The sequence below is a fragment of the Zobellia sp. OII3 genome (genome assembly GCF_002211465.1).
Taxonomy (GTDB): domain Bacteria; phylum Bacteroidota; class Bacteroidia; order Flavobacteriales; family Flavobacteriaceae; genus Zobellia; species Zobellia galactanivorans.
On record NZ_MWRZ01000001.1, the window covers coordinates 766,141 to 784,725 of the forward strand.

Annotated in this window: 14 protein-coding genes; 4 read left to right on the plus strand and 10 right to left on the minus strand. The window is 43.6% G+C overall.

Annotated features, from left to right (window positions below):
* Positions 1–148 precede the first annotated feature (148 nt).
* From rpmF to pdxA, 3 genes are all read right to left on the minus strand, one after another.
* A complete protein-coding gene (gene rpmF, locus B4Q04_RS03215) occupies positions 149–346 on the minus strand; it encodes a 50S ribosomal protein L32 (RefSeq protein ID WP_013992973.1) in 198 nt (65 codons plus the stop codon).
* A gap of 7 nt (positions 347–353) precedes the next feature.
* Entirely contained in the window at positions 354–878 is a 525-nt protein-coding gene (locus B4Q04_RS03220; protein ID WP_013992974.1) for a YceD family protein, read from the minus strand.
* Between the two features lie 160 nt (positions 879–1,038).
* Positions 1,039–2,085 (minus strand): 4-hydroxythreonine-4-phosphate dehydrogenase PdxA, encoded by a 1,047-nt coding sequence (gene pdxA, locus B4Q04_RS03225; protein ID WP_013992975.1) that lies wholly within the window; start codon positions 2,083–2,085, stop codon positions 1,039–1,041.
* Positions 2,086–2,144: 59 nt separating this feature from the next.
* On the opposite strand from pdxA, the gene B4Q04_RS03230 reads away from it, so the two are divergent.
* Positions 2,145–2,741 carry a riboflavin synthase gene (locus B4Q04_RS03230; protein WP_013992976.1) on the plus strand — a complete coding sequence of 199 codons (597 nt, stop codon included), beginning with the start codon at positions 2,145–2,147 and terminating at the stop codon, positions 2,739–2,741.
* 1 nt (position 2,742) lies between these two features.
* Here the strand turns inward: B4Q04_RS03230 and B4Q04_RS03235 are convergent, their stop codons facing one another.
* Complete coding sequence (locus B4Q04_RS03235) at positions 2,743–6,543, minus strand: transglutaminase domain-containing protein (RefSeq protein ID WP_088695980.1); 3,801 nt, start codon at positions 6,541–6,543, stop codon at positions 2,743–2,745.
* Between the two features lie 225 nt (positions 6,544–6,768).
* On the opposite strand from B4Q04_RS03235, the gene B4Q04_RS03240 reads away from it, so the two are divergent.
* Positions 6,769–7,185 (plus strand): hypothetical protein, encoded by a 417-nt coding sequence (locus tag B4Q04_RS03240; RefSeq protein WP_013992978.1) that lies wholly within the window; start codon positions 6,769–6,771, stop codon positions 7,183–7,185.
* 27 nt (positions 7,186–7,212) lie between these two features.
* On the opposite strand, the gene B4Q04_RS03245 is transcribed toward B4Q04_RS03240, so the two are convergent.
* The gene (locus B4Q04_RS03245; RefSeq protein ID WP_013992979.1) at positions 7,213–9,024 is read right to left on the minus strand and encodes a sodium:solute symporter family protein; all 1,812 of its coding nucleotides are present in this window, start codon (positions 9,022–9,024) and stop codon (positions 7,213–7,215) included.
* Positions 9,025–9,107: 83 nt separating this feature from the next.
* Between B4Q04_RS03245 and B4Q04_RS03250 the strand changes: the two genes are divergently transcribed.
* Entirely contained in the window at positions 9,108–9,863 is a 756-nt protein-coding gene (locus B4Q04_RS03250) for a sulfite exporter TauE/SafE family protein (RefSeq protein WP_013992980.1), read from the plus strand.
* A gap of 332 nt (positions 9,864–10,195) precedes the next feature.
* Complete coding sequence (locus B4Q04_RS03255) at positions 10,196–12,760, plus strand: zinc-dependent metalloprotease (RefSeq protein ID WP_088695981.1); 2,565 nt, start codon at positions 10,196–10,198, stop codon at positions 12,758–12,760.
* A gap of 4 nt (positions 12,761–12,764) precedes the next feature.
* Here the strand turns inward: B4Q04_RS03255 and B4Q04_RS03260 are convergent, their stop codons facing one another.
* From B4Q04_RS03260 to B4Q04_RS03280, 5 genes are all read right to left on the minus strand, one after another.
* The gene (locus B4Q04_RS03260) at positions 12,765–13,826 is read right to left on the minus strand and encodes a mandelate racemase/muconate lactonizing enzyme family protein (protein WP_088695982.1); all 1,062 of its coding nucleotides are present in this window, start codon (positions 13,824–13,826) and stop codon (positions 12,765–12,767) included.
* Positions 13,823–14,896 carry a DUF1611 domain-containing protein gene (locus B4Q04_RS03265; RefSeq protein ID WP_088695983.1) on the minus strand — a complete coding sequence of 358 codons (1,074 nt, stop codon included), beginning with the start codon at positions 14,894–14,896 and terminating at the stop codon, positions 13,823–13,825. The genes B4Q04_RS03260 and B4Q04_RS03265 overlap by 4 nt, the downstream gene beginning before the upstream one ends.
* A gap of 10 nt (positions 14,897–14,906) precedes the next feature.
* A complete protein-coding gene (locus tag B4Q04_RS03270) occupies positions 14,907–15,968 on the minus strand; it encodes a pyridoxal-phosphate dependent enzyme (protein WP_013992985.1) in 1,062 nt (353 codons plus the stop codon).
* Between the two features lie 92 nt (positions 15,969–16,060).
* Positions 16,061–17,101 carry a Kelch repeat-containing protein gene (locus B4Q04_RS03275; RefSeq protein ID WP_013992986.1) on the minus strand — a complete coding sequence of 347 codons (1,041 nt, stop codon included), beginning with the start codon at positions 17,099–17,101 and terminating at the stop codon, positions 16,061–16,063.
* Between the two features lie 38 nt (positions 17,102–17,139).
* Positions 17,140–18,579, minus strand: a complete 1,440-nt coding sequence (locus tag B4Q04_RS03280) for a rubredoxin (protein ID WP_088695984.1) — start codon at positions 18,577–18,579, stop codon at positions 17,140–17,142.
* Positions 18,580–18,585 lie beyond the last annotated feature (6 nt).

Genomic DNA, 18,585 nt, shown 5'->3' on the forward strand with positions numbered 1-18,585 from the left:
AAAATGCCTCAAAATTGGTGAAAATTAATCAATTTTTACGAATTTTTGTTTTAAAACTAAGCGTTTTTGAGATTTGAGTACTAGAAATAAAAAACTCCCGTCATAAAATACGGGAGTCGTGAATTCATTATAAGATAACCGGAGACATTTATGCTTCGGCTTCTTCAGTCTTGTCAATTAAAACCTGACCTTTGTAATAAAGCTTACCTTCATGCCAGTGTGCTCTGTGAAACAGGTGCATCTCGCCAGTAGTAGGGTCTTTTGCCAAAGTTGGCGCTACCGCTTTATAGTGGGTTCTTCTTTTATCCCTTCTGGTTTTCGATATTTTTCTCTTAGGATGTGCCATTTAAAACTTATTTATCCGTTAACAGTTTCTTTAATTCGTCCCATCTGGGATCACTCTCTTTTTTCTCTTCCTTGGGCTGCAATTCTTCTAGCTTTTTTAAAGCTTCCGACTGCAACGTACCATCTAAAACCCCTGGGTGAATTCTTTTTTGTGGTACGGCCAACACTAACATTTCGTATACGTATTGCGCAATATTGACCTGATGTTCTCCATGGGGAATAATCAAAATCTCATCATCTTCGTCATTAAACTCACTCCCGAACTTGACCACTAATTCCAAATCTGCCCCAATAGGCTGATCAAAAGGTTCGTTGGTCAGGTCGCAATTTACATTAACCGTGCCTTGGGCTTTCATCTCAAACTCGAGCATAGTGCTCATTTTATTCAAGACCACATGCAAATCGATGTCGGCGGCGTTGAATTCGTCGTACCCAAAAGATTCAAAGAACGGGTTGTTAATCGTATACTCAAATTCGTGTTTTCCTTGTCCTAACCCCGAGAAAGGAATGTAAAACTCCTTTTGCTTCATCATTTCAACACTGATTTTAATATACCGCCTGATTAAAGGCGGGTGCAAAGATACTATTTTTTAGTAAAATTCCAACGCTTTTTTAATTGGATTTCAAGAAGTTCGCCTATCTTTTAGCCCATTTATTGAATTTTAGCGGCTTGTATACGGCAAAAACCCAATTTTAACGGCGAATTCGCTGCTTTTGCAAGGGGTTTGCAGTAAGCTCTTGGTACTCTTTTCTGTTCTTAAATATATGCAAGGCGGTAAACACCGCTTCTTTGAAGGAGCTGGGGTCGGCCTCTCCTTTTCCGGCAATCTCGTAGGCCGTACCGTGATCGGGGGAAGTCCGCACCTTTGAAAGGCCTGCCGTATAGTTGACCCCCTTGCCAAACGACAAGGTTTTAAAAGGGATAAGCCCTTGGTCGTGATATGCGGCCAATATGGCATCAAAACTCTTATAGGCATCGGAACCGAAAAAGCTATCGGCCGAGTAAGGCCCGAAAACCAAATGGCCCGCATCTGACATTTCTTTAATGACCGGCTTCAACACCTCATCGTCTTCTTTGCCGATAACGCCGTTATCGCCACTATGCGGGTTAATGCCCAACAAAGCTATTTTAGGCGCACGTATGCCAAAATCCATCTGAAGTGATTTTTCTATGGTGCGCACTTTATCCCGAATTAAAATCGGGTTGATTGCGGCAGAAACATCTTTTACCGCAAGGTGATCGGTAAGCAAGCCCACCTTAAGATCGTCGGTGACCATGAACATCAAGCTCTCCCCTTCCAGCTCTTGCGCCAAGAAATCGGTATGTCCGGGAAACTTAAAATCATCGGCCTGAATATTGTTCTTATTGATCGGGGCCGTAACCAAAACGTCTATGCTGTCGTTTTTCAATGCCTCGACCGCCGCACGTAAAGATGCAATGGCGAACTTACCGGCTTCTGGGGTGGCTTCGCCGAATTTGATTTTAGGAACCTCCTTCCAGACATTTACCACGTTTATCTTGCCGTCCACCGCTTTTGAGGCATCACTTACACCGTGATAGTTGATATCGAGCCCCAATTCCTTTTTCTGAAAAGAAATGGTTTTGTTCGAAGCAAAGATAACCGGGGTGCAAAAATCGAGCATACGGGCATCTTCAAAGGTCTTGAGTACGACCTCGCAACCTATTCCGTTCAAATCGCCTATTGAAATACCGAGTCTAATTTTTCCTTCTTCCTGCATCTTATTCTTTACCTTTGCCTAATCATATAGGGTACAAAACTACTTAAATTTAACGGAACATGTTTACGGGCATTATCGAAACTTTGGGCGAAATACAGCAATTACAACATGAAGGCGGAAACCTTCACATAACGGTAAAATCTTCTTTGGCCCCAGAACTCAAAATTGACCAGAGCGTAGCGCATAACGGTGTCTGCCTTACCGTAGTTTCATTAGATGAAAACACCTATACCGTAACCGCCATTGACGAGACCCTACAAAAAACGAATTTAGGGGAATTAAAGGTAGGCGAAAAGGTAAACTTGGAACGCGCCATGATTTTGGGTTCGCGCCTAGACGGCCATATCGTTCAGGGCCATGTTGACCAGACCGGAACCTGTACGGCCATTGAGGAAAAAGACGGAAGTTGGTTCTTTACCTTCGAATACGATGCCGCTACCGGAAACCCTACCATAGAAAAAGGCTCCATTACTATTGACGGCACGAGCCTTACTGTCGTAAATTCAGGCAAGAACAGTTTTAGTGTTGCCATTATTCCCTACACCTACGAGCACACCCGATTTAAGTCGTACCAAATCGGCACGGTGGTCAACCTTGAGTTCGATGTTATCGGCAAGTATGTAGCCAAGCTCATGTCTCACCGAAACGAGGCTTAAACTATTTTTTCTCCGAAAAGCTCACCTTGGTGCCCTTTTTGTCCTTTTTAAAACCGATCAGTTGCTGCTTGGCATCCAAAGCCGCTTTTACATAGGCCTTAAAGGCTTTGTAGTCACTTGCGGCAATACGTACTTTGGGGGTATTTGCCTCTATGGAAATATGTAGTTCATTGTCTTTGACCAAATCGTAATCGATTTTGAAACGATGCTTTTTAAAACTGTAATCGGCACTTTCAGGAATTTCAACAAAGCGCTGACCCTCCTCCAATTTGATCACATAACTCGATTTGTAGGTGTCGGCATTCTCATACAATAGATAATCTATGGGAAAGGCCCGCTCATCATCTTGTATGATCGAAGTATTATAGGCATTGTTCACGGCCGGAATACGAAATACCTTCATACTGCCAATTTCATCGAACTTTTCGTTTACGGTAAGATCTGACACATATTTTAATACCGGGGAACGCAGTTCATAATGAATGTCGTGAATACTATCGAAGGTGAAGTCTTCCGAAATCCTACTTTTAAAATCATCGGCAAGGCTCTTTCGTATGACCTCATAGTTCTTCTCCTTAAAAATAGCCGCATAATGCGAATTGATGCTTCCCTTTAAAATAGATTCTATCCGTAACTGATGTCTCCCCTCACCTATGTTGTATTCCATTTTACTTTCAAGTTCCGTGGCGATATGGGCAATATCGTCTAGCTTGTAAATACCGCTTTTGACGTCCTTTACCCATTTATTAGGTATATCTAAAGCGGTCGCATGCTCTAAACTGGTAGGTATGGCCCTATAGGGCATATTGTTGTCCGTTAGCTCCAAGTACTGGGGCTTGCCCTCTATAAACACCTTGGCGATACAGTGGTTGAAATCTTGACTGGGCAAGGTCATGGTTTTTTCCCCGTAATCTGAAGTCAGCACTAAAACCAAGTGGGCCTTTAACCCGGCCATTTGGGCCAAGGTCACGTAGAGGGTGGAAAAATCCTTACAATCGCCCAGTTTGGACTTTATAGTTTTCGCTGGCCGTTGTGGCACGTATCCGCTCTGCCTAAAACCTACATAGCTATAACTGAAGTTCTCCATAATATAGTAGTAGATCCTTGAAGCCTTTTCGTCGTCGGTTAGGGATGCACTTCCCCTTGGAAAGATTTTGTCGAAGGCCTCCTGAACATCTGAATTGACCACCATTTGCGGTCGCACCAAATCAGAATACCAATGGGCTATATCATCCCAGGAACCAATGGTACTTACATGCACATACCTGGCAATATCGCCAAGGCTGGGCATAAAGTTCTCTTCGGGCTCCAATTCTTCTTGACCCGTGGTTTCCCACTCATGGTAGACATAGTCATCTACCTCTTCGGTGCGGTAGGGCACCTCTCCGTTTAGGGTCTTGCTTATAAACTCTTTACCCTTGGGTACCAATACCTTTAAACTGTTCTTGTAAATAGGGTGATAGGAATCGAATTGAAAATACTCGACATGGTCTTTATAAAAGCGTCCGCTATTGGCATAACTACTTTCGTAATCGACATAGAGAATATCGCCGATCTCAAGGTTATTGAAAACAAGGTTTGAACCGCTCCTCGATGCCGGAACGATTTTTTTGTTCGGCTTTACGATTTCGGATTTCGTGATGTGGTAATTTCCCGAAAGCCCCAAGTTTACTTCCTTCAACGATTCTATTCCACTGTCACTGGTGACTTCCACCACATAACGGGTTCTTGATTTGCCTCCCCCTTCAGGATAGAGTTGCAACAGGCTTTCATCTAACAAATAATTAAAACCATAATGACCTTTAACGCCCCTGCTCCTGTTCTCGGCCATAAACTCGTAAATATTTGGGGTGGCAAATTCTTCCAAATAGTCTTTGGCGTTCGAAAGGTCGTCGATTTTTTTACGGAGCGCGGCGTTGGCGCTATTGTGCTTCAATGACTTTTTATACCAGGTCAAGGCTTCCTTTTTGCGGCCAGACTGTTCCAATGCCGTTCCTTTTAATTCCATGGCAACAAAGGAATACGGAAAGTTCTTGAGCATCTGGTCAATATAGGGCAATGACGCTTCATACTTTTTATATTCGTGCAGATAGGCTATATAATCTGAGAGATAGATATTATCATGGGCGACCAGGTCATATCTATTTTCAAACAGGGACAAGGCCTCGTCTTTTCGGTTTTGCTTATTGTAAAAACTGGCCAGGGTCTTCAGGGCGGCGTAATCAAAATAGCTGGCGTTTATGTTTTCAAGCAATTCAATAGCCTTGTCGTCTTCGTTCAAATAGCCCGAGTATATTCCGATATAGGCCTTTACTACGCCCAATTGGTCACGGTGCTTTTCTGTAATTTCCTTTAGACTCTGCTTTACGGCACCCTTATCTTCTTTTCTAATATGCAATAACAATTGGGCCGATTCCTTTAAAACATCCATATCCGTAGAGGCCGAAAAATCGTTTACAAATTTTTCAAACTCAACCAAGGGAAGCTTGAATAATTCACGCGAATCTTCAAATTGGTATACATACGACAAATAATAATTTTCGTCATCGTTTTGAATATTCTTCTGCACCTCTTTGGCCGAGACGTAATCGTTTTCTTTGGAGTAGCTTTCGATCAGGTACTTTCGCAAAAACGAACTTTGCGGGTATGCTGCCAGCAAAGGCTGCAACAAAGCCTTGGCCTCGTTGTACTTTGAATTACGCAAATAGGCGTTGATCAGGCACAGCTTATTCATAAAATCGTTGGGGCTTGCCTCTAATCTCTTCTTAAAAAAAGCTTCTATCGGATGGTCTACCGGTTGCGGGGCGATTCTAGCCAAGGTACTTTTTTGGTAATCGCTCGGCTTGGCGCTATATGTCAAATCACTGATAGGGCGACCTTCTTCGTCGGTAATCCTAACAATAAAATAGGCAATGCCGTTCGTATCCGCATTTTTTACTAAAAGTCGGTTATTGCCTTTGGGAAGGTTGACCAAAACGTTATACGCATCTAAGTCGGTAATGCCATCATTAGTATTCTCATAGATCAGTACATCGTTCAACCAGAGTTTTGAAAAAGACGAGCTGCCCAAGCGCACTACCACCTTTCTATCCGATGGATTATAAATGAATGTTTGGGCATAATTGACCCCTCCTCCGTATTCGCTATGGTTCGAGTAATACTGGTAGGCTTCCTTTTTACGTTCATCGATTTCATACCAGTTTATAAAACCATTGCTGTTGGCATTAAAATCATTTTGGGACACGGCATATTTTTCAGGACCGTATTCCGTGTCAAGTCCACTGCCATTCAAATTTTCAAAACTACCACAGAATTGCCATGCTTTGATCGCGGGTATTTCAGCATTTATTTGATAGTAGGTTTCCCAGTCATCGGAATGTTGGGCCACGGCCGATTTTAGGTACCGAAGCGATTCCTTTACCGTTGGGTTTTGGATCGCATCAAGTTTTAGCTCATTTATGTTCCTTACGTTTTTTCCGTTAAAACCCGTGCTGAGATAGGTATCAAAGAAGAAATTATGGTTCCAAAGGGCATAGAGATAGTATTCGTAATCGGGAAAGGAACTGACTTTTTCTATAAAGCCTTCATCATTGGCGAAGATGCCGTTCTCGTTCTTAATAATTTCCCTAGTGAGTATTTCTTGTAGGGTTTTCTGTTTCTTCTTTTCGAACTTTGAGAGTGCCTCAGACTGCCGATTTTGAAAGAGGTATTGCCAATGGGTTTCCAATTTGGTGTTTTCTTGGCCTTGGACGGAAAAAACGGACAGGGCACAAACTACGAGCAAAATGCGAAGAAATCTCATGGCAGAGGCAGGTTTTGTTGGGTTTGGATAGATGATAACGCAGGTTTCCCATAATTGGTATACGTGATATGGAAAACTAGATGTAACCACTAAACCCGCTAAATTAGGAGCACCGACCCATCGGCCAAAACACAATAAGAGCGAACAACCAGCGTTGATTCATAAGATGTTGCCCATACATCTACACTAATCAGGAGTCCCAAATCACTCCCTAAACCTGCCATTATGAAAAAGTACTTTGTATACCTACTATGCACTGTTTTCGCGTCGATGACCCTAAGTTGCTCAAAAGACGAAAAGGAACCCGACCTTATAAACGGAGAGGCCAAAATATCGAATGAAACCGGACTATCATTTGTAAACTCGCAAGGCTTCACTGCCGACCATGTGACCTTCAAGCTAAGGCATGGCACCAATGCCGAAAAAGAATACGGACAAAGTCTCGATACATACAGTTATACCGAGCTAGAGGAAGGAGCGCGGACCATTTACCAAATAAAGGTATTTGCGGAAGGCGAAGAAATCCCCTATAGCGCCTACACCATTGATGCCGAAGGCAATAAAAAAGAAATCAAATCGACCTCTATTGTCGAGATCAAGAAAAACGCGGTGTTTAAAATTTTCTTGGAGGAAGCGCTTTAGAACGCTTCCCCTGTTTTTTTTATGAGGTTACAGAATATTTTCTTTCATCTTGCCCCATGCCCTTATAAGCAAGATACCGGATACTACGGCTATTCCGGTAAGCCATAGTGCGGACTCGGTTCTTCCATAGATCCAATAACCCGTCGCGAACATAATGGTATAGATCAACACACAACCAAGAACCATTGCAGTGATACCTTGAGGTACACTCCACTTTTCATTTTCTTTCTTGATGACTTCCCCGTCCACTTCGGCCTCATCTACCACTTTTGCCCATCCTGGACCACCGGGTTGAATACGCTTGTAGAAAGAACGAAGGGTATCTTTCGATTCGGGTTGTGTCATAAAGGTCGCTGTTAACCAAATGGTAGTAGTAAGCACTACCACAAAGGGATACTCGGCCCAATCTGGAAAAACCCCGGTCGTTTCTGCAAACAGTAAAGGACCTAAGGCCGTTGTCTTCAATAATATAGATATAATCCCGGAAGCGAACATAGCGGTAATCTCACTCCATGCATTAATTCGCCACCAGAACCAACGCAAGATAAAAATGAGTCCCGTACCTGCACCAAAAGTCAACAATATATCAAATATCTGTAGTGCGTTTTCAAGGGCCAATGCCAAACCTGCACTGAGAACCATAAGCACCACCGTAGAGATTCTTCCCACGGCCACCATTTGCTTTTCCGTAGCATTAGGATTTACCTGTTGCTTATAAAAATCAAACACAATATAGGAGGACCCCCAGTTTAGCTGGGTTGAAATGGTACTCATATAAGCCGCGATCAAGGAAGCCAGAACCACCCCAAGGAGTCCGCTCGGCAATTTGGTCAACATAGCGGAATATGCCAAATCTTGCCCCAACTTGTCTTCGGCAATATTCGGGAAGGCTTCGTGGATACTGGCAATATCAGGATATACGACCAATGAGGCCAAGGCTACCAAAATCCAAGGCCAAGGCCTTAGGGCATAGTGCATGATATTAAAAAAGAAAGTGGCACCGATAGCATGGTTCTCATCTTTTGCCGCCAACATACGTTGGGCGATATATCCCCCACCACCGGGTTCCGCACCTGGATACCAAGAGGACCACCATTGTACGGCCAAAGGAATTATAAAGAGGGTTATCAACGCCTTTCTATTGCTAAAGTCAGGTACGATATCAAGCTTGTTCATTACATTTTCGTGGGCCATCAATGCCTCGATACCGCCTACTTCGGGAATGTTCACCAAATAATACGCGGCGCCTATTGCTCCTGCCATAGCCACGAAGAACAAAAGAAAATCGGTATAAACCACTCCTTTAAAACCACCTAGGGCGCTAAAAGTAACGGTAATCAAACCCGCTCCGACCACGGTTTCCCATGGTTCCAAGCCTAGCATAATACCCCCGATCTTAATGGCCGCCAAGGTAACCGAAGCCATTGTGATTATATTAAAAAGGGCCCCTAAATAAATGGCCCTAAACTTTCTCAAAAAACTAGCGGGTTTACCACCATAACGCATTTCATAAAACTCTAAATCGGTATTGACATTTGACCTACGCCAAAGTTTAGCATAGACAAAAACCGTTAAAAGCCCCGTAATCAAAAACGCCCACCAGACCCAGTTGCCCGACACGCCATTGGTTCTAACGATATCGGTCACCAAATTGGGTGTATCGGTAGAAAAGGTAGTCGCAACCATTGACAGCCCCAACAACCACCAAGGCATGGTTCGTCCCGAAAGAAAAAATTCCGAAGAATCTTTACCCGACTTTTTAGAAACATAAAAACCTATACCAAGAACAATTGTAAAAAAAACAATGATAAAACTGTAGTCTAATGTAGATAACTCCATTAATAATTAAGGGTTTTCGGTGAATCGTTAAAGATATTGTTTTTTTAGAATACTTTTGCTGTTTATCAATCAAACCTCTTCTTGTGTTTTTAACCACTTCTTTCGACATTACGCTTACCGCTTGGGCCCTTGCATTTACGGCCGCCATCGTTATCGGACTCTCAAAGGCTGGTATTAAGGGAATTGCAATCGTTAATGTAACCCTTATGGCCCTTGCCTTTAGCGCCAAGGCATCTACGGGCATCGTAGTTCCGCTACTGGTCGTGGGCGATATTTTTGCCGTCATTTATTACAACCGCCACACCAGATGGTCACATATCGTGAAGTTCTTGCCGTGGATCCTGGTCGGTATCGTTTGCGGCGTATTAATTGGAAACGACTTGGATGAAGCCGTATTTAAAATTGCCATGGCCATTATCATCTTGGTCAGCGTCATTATGATGTATTGGTGGGACAGGCGTAAATCGAAATCCGTACCAACGCATTGGCTCTTTGCGGGCCTTGTAGGAACCGTTGCCGGCATCACTACCATGATCGGTAATTTAGGTGGGGCCTTCAGCAATATCTACTTTTTGGCCATGCGGGTACCCAAAAATGAGTTTATCGGAACGGCCGCTTGGCTATTCCTTATTATCAATGTACTCAAATTACCCCTGCACATCTTTGTTTGGGAGACCATAACCGTTGAAACCCTTTTATTCGACCTGAAACTGATACCGGGTATTATTTTAGGGGTCTTCTTGGGCATACGTTTGGTGAAGATCATTAAAGAGGATTTCTACCGAAAGATGATTTTGGTACTTACGGCCCTTGGGGCCATAATGATCCTGATACGCTAATACGGTTTAACGATTTCGGCTTCATTCTACCCTTAAAAGCATATCGCCTACGCTTTTTCAAATTTAAATTGATATCAAGCTGGCAGAATTGTATATTGAACTCGTCTTTTTTGCTGGGATGGTCGTATATATTTATCATTACGGGCGTAAACCACTTAAGTTCAGTACAATTTTCTGTTAAAAGCGACCAAGACCCGGCCAAAACCATACTAAAAGTATACGCTGATGCGTTCGCTACTTATACGAAGACCCATCGCGGGCAGATTTTAAGGGGCAAATACCGACGAACACCTATAATTCCCAATTATAGGGGACGGTAAATTTTTATAGCAATGAAACAACTTTTTACATATATAGGCTTGCTATTGTTTGCTGTATCGTGCAGCTCCATAGGCGTAGCCCGAAAATCAAATAAAAAAGGGAAGGTCGAAAGCTTTGCCTCGACCAGTGCCAAGGCCTATGACCGCTTGATTACCAGTGAAGCCGATACCAACAACGGACTTTTTGATGTTCACAAAATAGGGGACAAGTATTATTTTGAAATACCCGATAGTCTTTTCAAACGTGAGATGCTGGTCGTGACCCGATTCATAAAAACCCCTTCAGGTGCGGGAAACTACGGTGGTGAAAAAATTTCAGAGAACACCATTACCTTTGAAAGGGGACCTTCAAACAATATTTTTCTTCGTATTTCTACCTTGGTAAGCGCTGCCAGTGAAGACGATGCCATATCAAAGGCGGTCAACAATTCCAACATTACCCCCATTCTTGAAGCCTTCCCGATTAAGGCGACCAATGAAGACCGACAATCGCATGTAATAGAGGTTACCGATTTCATCAATAGCGAAAATCCGCTCTTGGCCCTTAGTAGTGACCAAAAAGACGATTACAAGCTTACCTCGCTTGAAAAAGACAAATCATATATAAAGGAAATCAATTCATTTCCCGTAAATACGGAAATCAAGACCGTTAAGACCTATAAGGCCAAATCGGGTTCCAATAAAAGAAAGGAACTTCCTGCGGCCATTCTTGCAGGAGTCGTCACCTTGGAAATCAACAACTCTTTTATCTTGCTTCCGAAGGAGCCCATGAGAAAAAGACTGTACGATGCCCGCGTAGGCTATTTTGCCAGTTCGTACTTGGAATACGGCGACGACCAGCAACAGGTCGACCGCAATACCTACATTCACAGATGGAGACTAGAACCCAAGCCTGAAGATTCATTGAAATGGAAGCGCGGCGAATTGGTAGAGCCGAAAAAACCGATCGTTTATTATATCGACCCGGCCACCCCTAAGAAGTGGAGGCCTTTCCTGATACAAGGAATCAACGATTGGCAAGTGGCTTTCGAGCAGGCCGGATTTAAAAACGCCATCATCGGCAAACCTTGGCCAGAGAACGACAAAAGCATGAGCCTGGAAGATTCCCGCTTTTCCGTTTTACGCTATTTTGCCTCTCCTTCCAAAAATGCATACGGCCCCAATATTGTCGACCCCAGAAGCGGTGAAATATTAGAGAGCCATATTGGGTGGTACCACAACCTGATGAGCCTATTGCACAGTTGGTACATGGTTCAGGCAGGTGCCGTAGACGAGCGCGCAAGAAAAATGGAATACGACACCGAACTTATGGGAAACCTTATCCGTTTTGTCGCTTCCCACGAGGTCGGACATACGTTAGGATTGAGACACAATATGGGCGCCAGCTCGGCAACGCCCGTAGAGAAATTACGAGATGCGGAATTTTTACGTAAGAACGGACATACCAGTTCGATCATGGACTATGCCCGTTTCAATTACGTAGCGCAACCTGAAGACAGTATTCCTGCGGAAGATCTAATGCCCCGCATCGGCGATTACGATAAATGGGCCATACAATGGGGCTATTCAAGGTTTGCGGATGATTTGTCGTTAAAGGAAGAAAAAGAACTTTTGAGCCAAATGGTAGTCGACAGTGTTTCGGCCAACCCAAGACTTTGGTTCGGTGGCGAAGGCCGTGATTTCGACCCTAGGTCACAGACCGAAGACCTTGGTGACGATGCCATGCAAGCCAGTATGTACGGCATTCTGAACTTACAGCGTATTGCGCCCTATCTAAAAAAATGGACGCAGGAAAAAAGTAGCGATGACTACGCCAACCTCGATCAAATCTATAAGGACCTCGTAGGGCAGTATAGCGATTATATTTTTCACGTAGCGAAAAACATTGGGGGCATCTATGTTACCCCGAAGACCATGGGTGAAGAAGGAGAAGTCTACCGTCCGGTTGAAAAGCAAAAGCAAAAACAGGCCTTGGTGTTTTTGAGCAATTATATCTTTAAGGAACCGAAATGGTTGTTGCGGAACGATATATTGAACGCCATTCAGTCTCCCCAATCGAAAGAATCGGTAACCAAGACCATGGAAAGCGTCATGATGAACCTTTTGGGCGGCAGCCGTTTGAGCCGAATGACCTTTATTGCCGAGCGCTACGAAGACGAAGACCCCTATCATCCCCAGGAATATATGGATGATTTGAACCAGTTGGTCTGGGGGGATATGAACGTTTTCTATCAAACCAACGCCTACCGTAGAAAACTGCAAAAATCATACGTTTCCAACCTTATTACCCTTTACAAACCCGATGAAGCGGAAGGTCTGGTCGAAGGTATCTTGGCCAAATTATCGGAAGGTTACACCGCCAATACCGACGTACGTTCCTTGGCCCTTGACAACCTTATCAACCTGCAAAGCAAAATAAAGCGAACCATCCCGGTAATGACCGATAGGCTGACCATTGCCCATTTGAACTATTTGAAAAGGGAAATCGAATCGGTAGTCGGAGAAACCAAGGATGTAGACCCCTTGTTTATTCCTTTTCGAAGAGATTATTCCATTCAAGAGACCAAGGAAAAATAGTCGATTACCAATTTATTTTTCCCAAGCCCGGGACATCGGACGGGTATAACACCCCTTTTTCCAGTAAGAACAAGCCTTTAAAAGGGTCATCTACCACATCTAAATGCCCGTCTAGATCGGCGTAACCTATGTTGGGTCGGGAGAGTGCAAAATGAAGTCCTGCCGAAATTCCCAAGGCACATTCGTCGTTACAGCCCACCATGGTTTCAATACCTGCCGATTTGGCTACGGAATTGATGTGCATTCCCTCAAAAATGCCCCCTACCTTCATCAACTTGATATTTACCATATCTACCCTTTCATTCTGGGCCAGCCGGAATACATCGGTCAGGGTTTTTAAACTTTCATCGGCCATTAGCGGAATGTCGATCTGATCCATGACCTGACCTAGGCGTTCTTCCCTTTCCTGCTTCGTTGGCTGTTCAAAAATTTCGATCCCTATTTGGCTGGTCGCCTTTACAAATGCCACCGAATCTACTACCGAATACCCTTGGTTTCCATCGAAGCGAAAAGTCACCTCGGGAAATTTTTCGTGTAACAAGGTCATTTTTTCAATGTCTTCCGCTAAGCTATGTCCTCCTTTAACTTTAAGGATAGAAAAACCCTGTTGCACAAACTCCTTGGCCTGCGCCATGGTCTCTCCCAAAGATAATATACCAATCGTTATACTTGTTGGAATGCTCTGTCGGTAACCGCCTAGAAACTTATACAGTGGCACATCGGCCTTCTTTGAAACGACATCGAAAAGCGCCATATCTACCATGGCCAAAGAAGATGACTTGCGCCCTAAGAGCTTTTTAAGGTCTTTAAGAATAAAGGCGTAGGTAAAAGGGTCCTTGCCTTTTAAATAAGGAAGGATAATGTCTTTTAAGGCCGCCTCTACTTCTTTAGGATGCTCTCCCGTCACTATCTTATCGGGAGCTCCACAACCGTAGCCAACAATGGCCGTATCGGTCTCTATTTTAAGGATAAAATTTACCGTATGATCAATGGTTTCGTAAGCAATGGTATAGGGAATGGAGAGCTTAAGGTCAAGTCGCTCGTAAGATACATTGGTTATTTTCATATCATTCTTTCCTTTACCAAGGCCACCAATTCTTTGGTGCCATATTTCAAGACATCAAAGGCAGGGAGTTTTGTTTCTAAGGTAATTTGTTTGCACGCCTCTAAAATCTCATCTTCCTCCATTTCTTCATGGTTTACGGTAATGGCTATTACCTTTTTGCCCGAAATCACTTCAATGGCATTGATCTGTTCGGTCAAGGAGTGCATTTTATAGCCTGGAAACCCATCATATTCCAATCGCTTTGGGGCGTGTTGCAATATGACATAATCAGGCCTTCCCGCTGCCAAAATCTCAAAACCACCTGGGTAGGCCGGGTTCATAAGACTTCCCTGACCCTCAATAACGATAACATCGGGGTCTTCATTTTTATACGCGCTCACAACGGCATGTTCAATCTCACCCGAGACAAAATCGTTGATGCAGCTGTCCATTACCATACTGTATTTTGCCCCTTGCATCCAAGCGGTCTGCCCGGTCCCTATCATTTCTGCCTTCTGACCGGCATCCCTTAGACCGTGGACCAATAACCAAGCCGTAGTGCGTTTTCCCAGTGCGGAATCCGTTCCTAAAATGGCTAGTTTCAGACAATCTACCTTTTCTATTTCCCCTGTAAAAAAATGGAGTTTATCCCTATCCGGTGTTTTACGTACATCACGTACCCGACAATTATGTTTAGCGGCGATTGCCATCAATGCGGTATCGTTGGTCAAAAAGTCGTGCAGTCCGCTATCTACATTCCAGCCCATTTCCAAGGCTTTGGAAATGGTAGCCTTTGCTTCTTGTGGCAATCTTCCGCCATCGGGAGCCAAACCGATAACCAGCGACCCAGGGGTATTTCCCGAAGCGCCCAAGGTTTCAATGGCGTCGTCTATCGTTGCAAAAATGGGAATACCATTGGCTTTTCCATCAAGTACTTCGCCCGCATCCCTTGAAGCGTAATTTGCATCCAATACGCCCACAATATCGTAACGTTCGGTAAAACGAACCAAGCCGTGTGCAGTTTTTCCATTAGGGGTATTGAAAGCCCCATCGCAATACACCAGGGCCTTTCCATCAATTGATTTTTTCATTCTCTTCGTATTAATTTTTTGCTGTCAGCACCGCAACAAAACGGTCTGGCTCAAAATTCATTTTTTCATCAAGTTCCAGCAATGCTATAAGTCCTGCAGTTGATGCCGGTAAAATGCGAAAACCCTCTTTCTTGGCCAATAAAGCCGTCATGTCCTTTAATTTTTTATCACTGATATTGTAGGCTTCGCCATCGGATTCCCTTAAGGCATACAGCGCTTCCTCCCCATCAAAACTGTGCCAGTTGATGAGCGGCTCATTGTATTTGGTCTCTTTAATCGTATCGGGATTCAAATCCTTGCAATGGTCCAATCCCTGCAAAAACGATTGAATAATCGGGTTTTTTCTAGAGGATGAGGCCGCTACCATTTTGGGTATTCTAGAAGTTTTCCCTCTCTTGTACAAACTAACGAAACCACGATAGATTCCTGCGAACAAGGTTCCGTTGGAAACGGGAACGGCACAATACTTGGGCGCATCTCCCAAATCTTCGAAAATTTCCGTCGCAATCTGGGAGTATGCACTAATCTGTAAAGGCGTATTCGCCCCGCCCGGGTTGGCATCGTACCAATCATGGGTTTTTGCCAATTCACTGCTTTCCTTTACCACGTCTTCATAACTGCCCGGCCTACGAACGATCTCTGCCCCCAGTAATTCCATCTCCACCACACGATCGGTATGAAAACTCTCGGGAATATAAATTCTACAAGCAATACCCGCCAAGTTAGCCGCCAAGGCCACCGCAACCCCGTAGTTGCCGCAAGTAGCCAAAGACACCATTTCAAACTCCCTTCGGAGGGCATCGTAGATTTGTGCAAAAGCAATTCGGTCTTTTTGGGTGCCGGTAGGATTATCACCTTCGTACTTGATATAAAGCTGGCGAATATCAAACTCACGCTCGAAGGCTTTGGCACGATGTAGGCCCGTATCGCCGACCTCGAGATTTATAATATCTTCATACGACTCCAAACGATCAACTAGCGAATTCCTTTTGTCCCTAACAAATTCACTTAGTTTTTTGGTCTCGGAAGACACCTTGTTTTCTGCGGTTTTCACCCCGTCCCTTAAATCCATTTTTACAGTTTGATGTGGGCAAATACCCTATCAAATGTAATATGTTTTTGGTCACGATGTAAAAAATAATTTTAAAATTACACGTCTGAAAATCAATCTTCTACACCAAACTTCTCCATTGTAGTGAGTTCAGGAGAACCTCCTCTACTTCCACATCCTGAAGCTATATATAAATCATCTTTAAAAAGCACTAAGCCACTACCGTGTCTGCCCTCTACCATAGTGGGAAGCGTATGCCATTTATGTGTGTTCAAATCCAAAACCTCAACTTCAGCATGTGCTTTTTCCTGCGTTGTAGATTCACCTCCAACAACTATCAATTCATTATTATAAAGTGCAGCGGCATTGCCTGCTCTCGGAGTAGGAATATGTTCCGGTAAAGTCTCCCAAGTGTCACTTTTTATATCATAGACATCAACCTCGCCTATGGTGCCCCCAAAAACAGAATTCGGATCAATACCCGAATTCCTCCCAGCAGGGACATAAATTTTTCCATCCGCTAAAACCGCCTGAAAATGATCCCTTGCACGAGGGGCATCTGCCAGTACTTCCCATTCACCCGTACTGGGGTCGTAACGGTCCAACCATTTTTTATGGTCTCCTATATGGCCGTTCTTTATTCCGCAGGAAATATAAATTTTGCCTTCGTACAGTACATTTCCCGTAGAACCCCGTCTTCTTTCCTCAGGAATTTCATCCCCTTTCGACCATTTGTCCGTGGCCGGGTCATAGATATAGATATGCTCCGTGGGGGTTTCTGCAGGATATTTGCCTGTTAAAGCCGCAATTAGGTATATTTTATTTTGATAGGTTACGGGTTGAAAATGATGAATTTCAATAGGTGGTTTTGCTCCTTCCGACCATGTCTGGGTCTTTGTATCATATATGCTCACAGGACGAATATCCCTTCCTCCCAATAAATAGAATTTATCACCTACCCTCACAAATGCCGCCTCATGGCGTGCCACGGGCTTACTACCATCTACGGACGCAACTTGCTCCCATTTCATAGTGGGCTTCTGAATGGTTATCTGATCTACCGGATCTGCTACTTCCGTTTTTTTATCGGAATGGTTCTTACAGGCCGTGAATAGTAGAACACAACCCCATAAGACCATATATTTTTTGTTCATTTGGAATGATGTTTAGGTTTATCCAAATGTAGCAAAAATCAGCTTGAGAATTTTAGTTCGGCTTTTTCAAATTGAGATTTAGGAGCTTCACAGACCGAGCAAACATAGGTTTCAGGCAAATCTTCAAACGCCGTACCTACAGGAATTCCGGCTATTGAATCGCCATAGAGGGGGTCGTAGACCGTAAAGCACGATTGACATTGATGAATAGTCTTTGTCTCTTGCTCTATAGCCTTTTTTGGCGCTTCAGTTTTTTCTACCTCTCTACCTAGTTGGTCAAAATACTTTTTACTGAGTTCCATCAACAGACCTGGCAACTCGATTTTATCTACATCTTGGGCGTAGGCCAAATATTTTTGGGTATTGGGGTCAAAATTTTCAAAGTGGAGTACGTTGTACGTGGGGCGCACGTCAAAGTCTTTTACAATCGTAGGCGAACTGTTTTTTTCGATTATGACCGATGCAAAATGAGACCGCTTGCCCACATCGTTGCTAATGCCAAACGTTAGTCCGTATGTACTAATATCGTTCTGGTCAAAACTACGTACCAAGAACTTTTTGAGTTCCAAAGCCTCATTATCGTCTACAGGAAGGTGCCAATTCATTTCCAACTGCGAATGCCTCACATTTATCCCCCATTGCCCCAAAAACCGTTCTAATGCCTGCCTGCTCTGTTTTTGTATCCCTTTTACGATGAACGATTTCCATGGGGTAATACAAATCTTCCCTATGCTATTGTCAAGGCAAAATCCACAAAATTCCTTAAGGAAGGAAAGATCATATCTGTTGTTTCGCCAATACAGGCCCAACCAATATTGATCAAGTCCCATACGGTTCATACCTTCATAATAAGGGAAGGTCAGGTAGGGAACTTTTAGCTCTTTTTCTATGGTCTTGTTGTTGGTATCCAGGTTTCTGTTCAGGACAAAAAACAGTTCTTCTACATCTTGAATATCTTCGTAAATACGTTCAATGGTCTTGGAAACGGCAGTAATATCCCAACTATATATCAAAACAGGATAATAGGCCGCTTTTTCCCAATGGGGCAGTTTAACGTTCAAATACCAATAGTCTTCGTTCTCCGAAGCTATAAAATTCAGGTTACCACTAAAGAGCGGAACCAATCTTTGTTTGGGGTCGGTGATATTTATTTTTAGTTTGGGCAGAAAATCAAACCCCTCTAAAATATAGAGATAGGTAGAACCTTTTAACCAATGGGTCATATCAAAAATATCGGCAGAAACATACGAGCTTACGATATTCTGGTATAGCCTTTCGGTAATGATATTGGTGTTGAACTTTGATATATGCTCCAACTGGCCTTCTTCTACACCCTTTAGCGGAAAGAGCAAATCTTGTCTTGACCCGAAGTAGACTTCGCTCAGTCCGGCAGTTTCCAACAGACCAATAATATCCTTAAGCTCCCCTGGTGAGGTAACCCCTCCTTTTATCAATATACGGTGCAGATCATCGTTCATAATCCC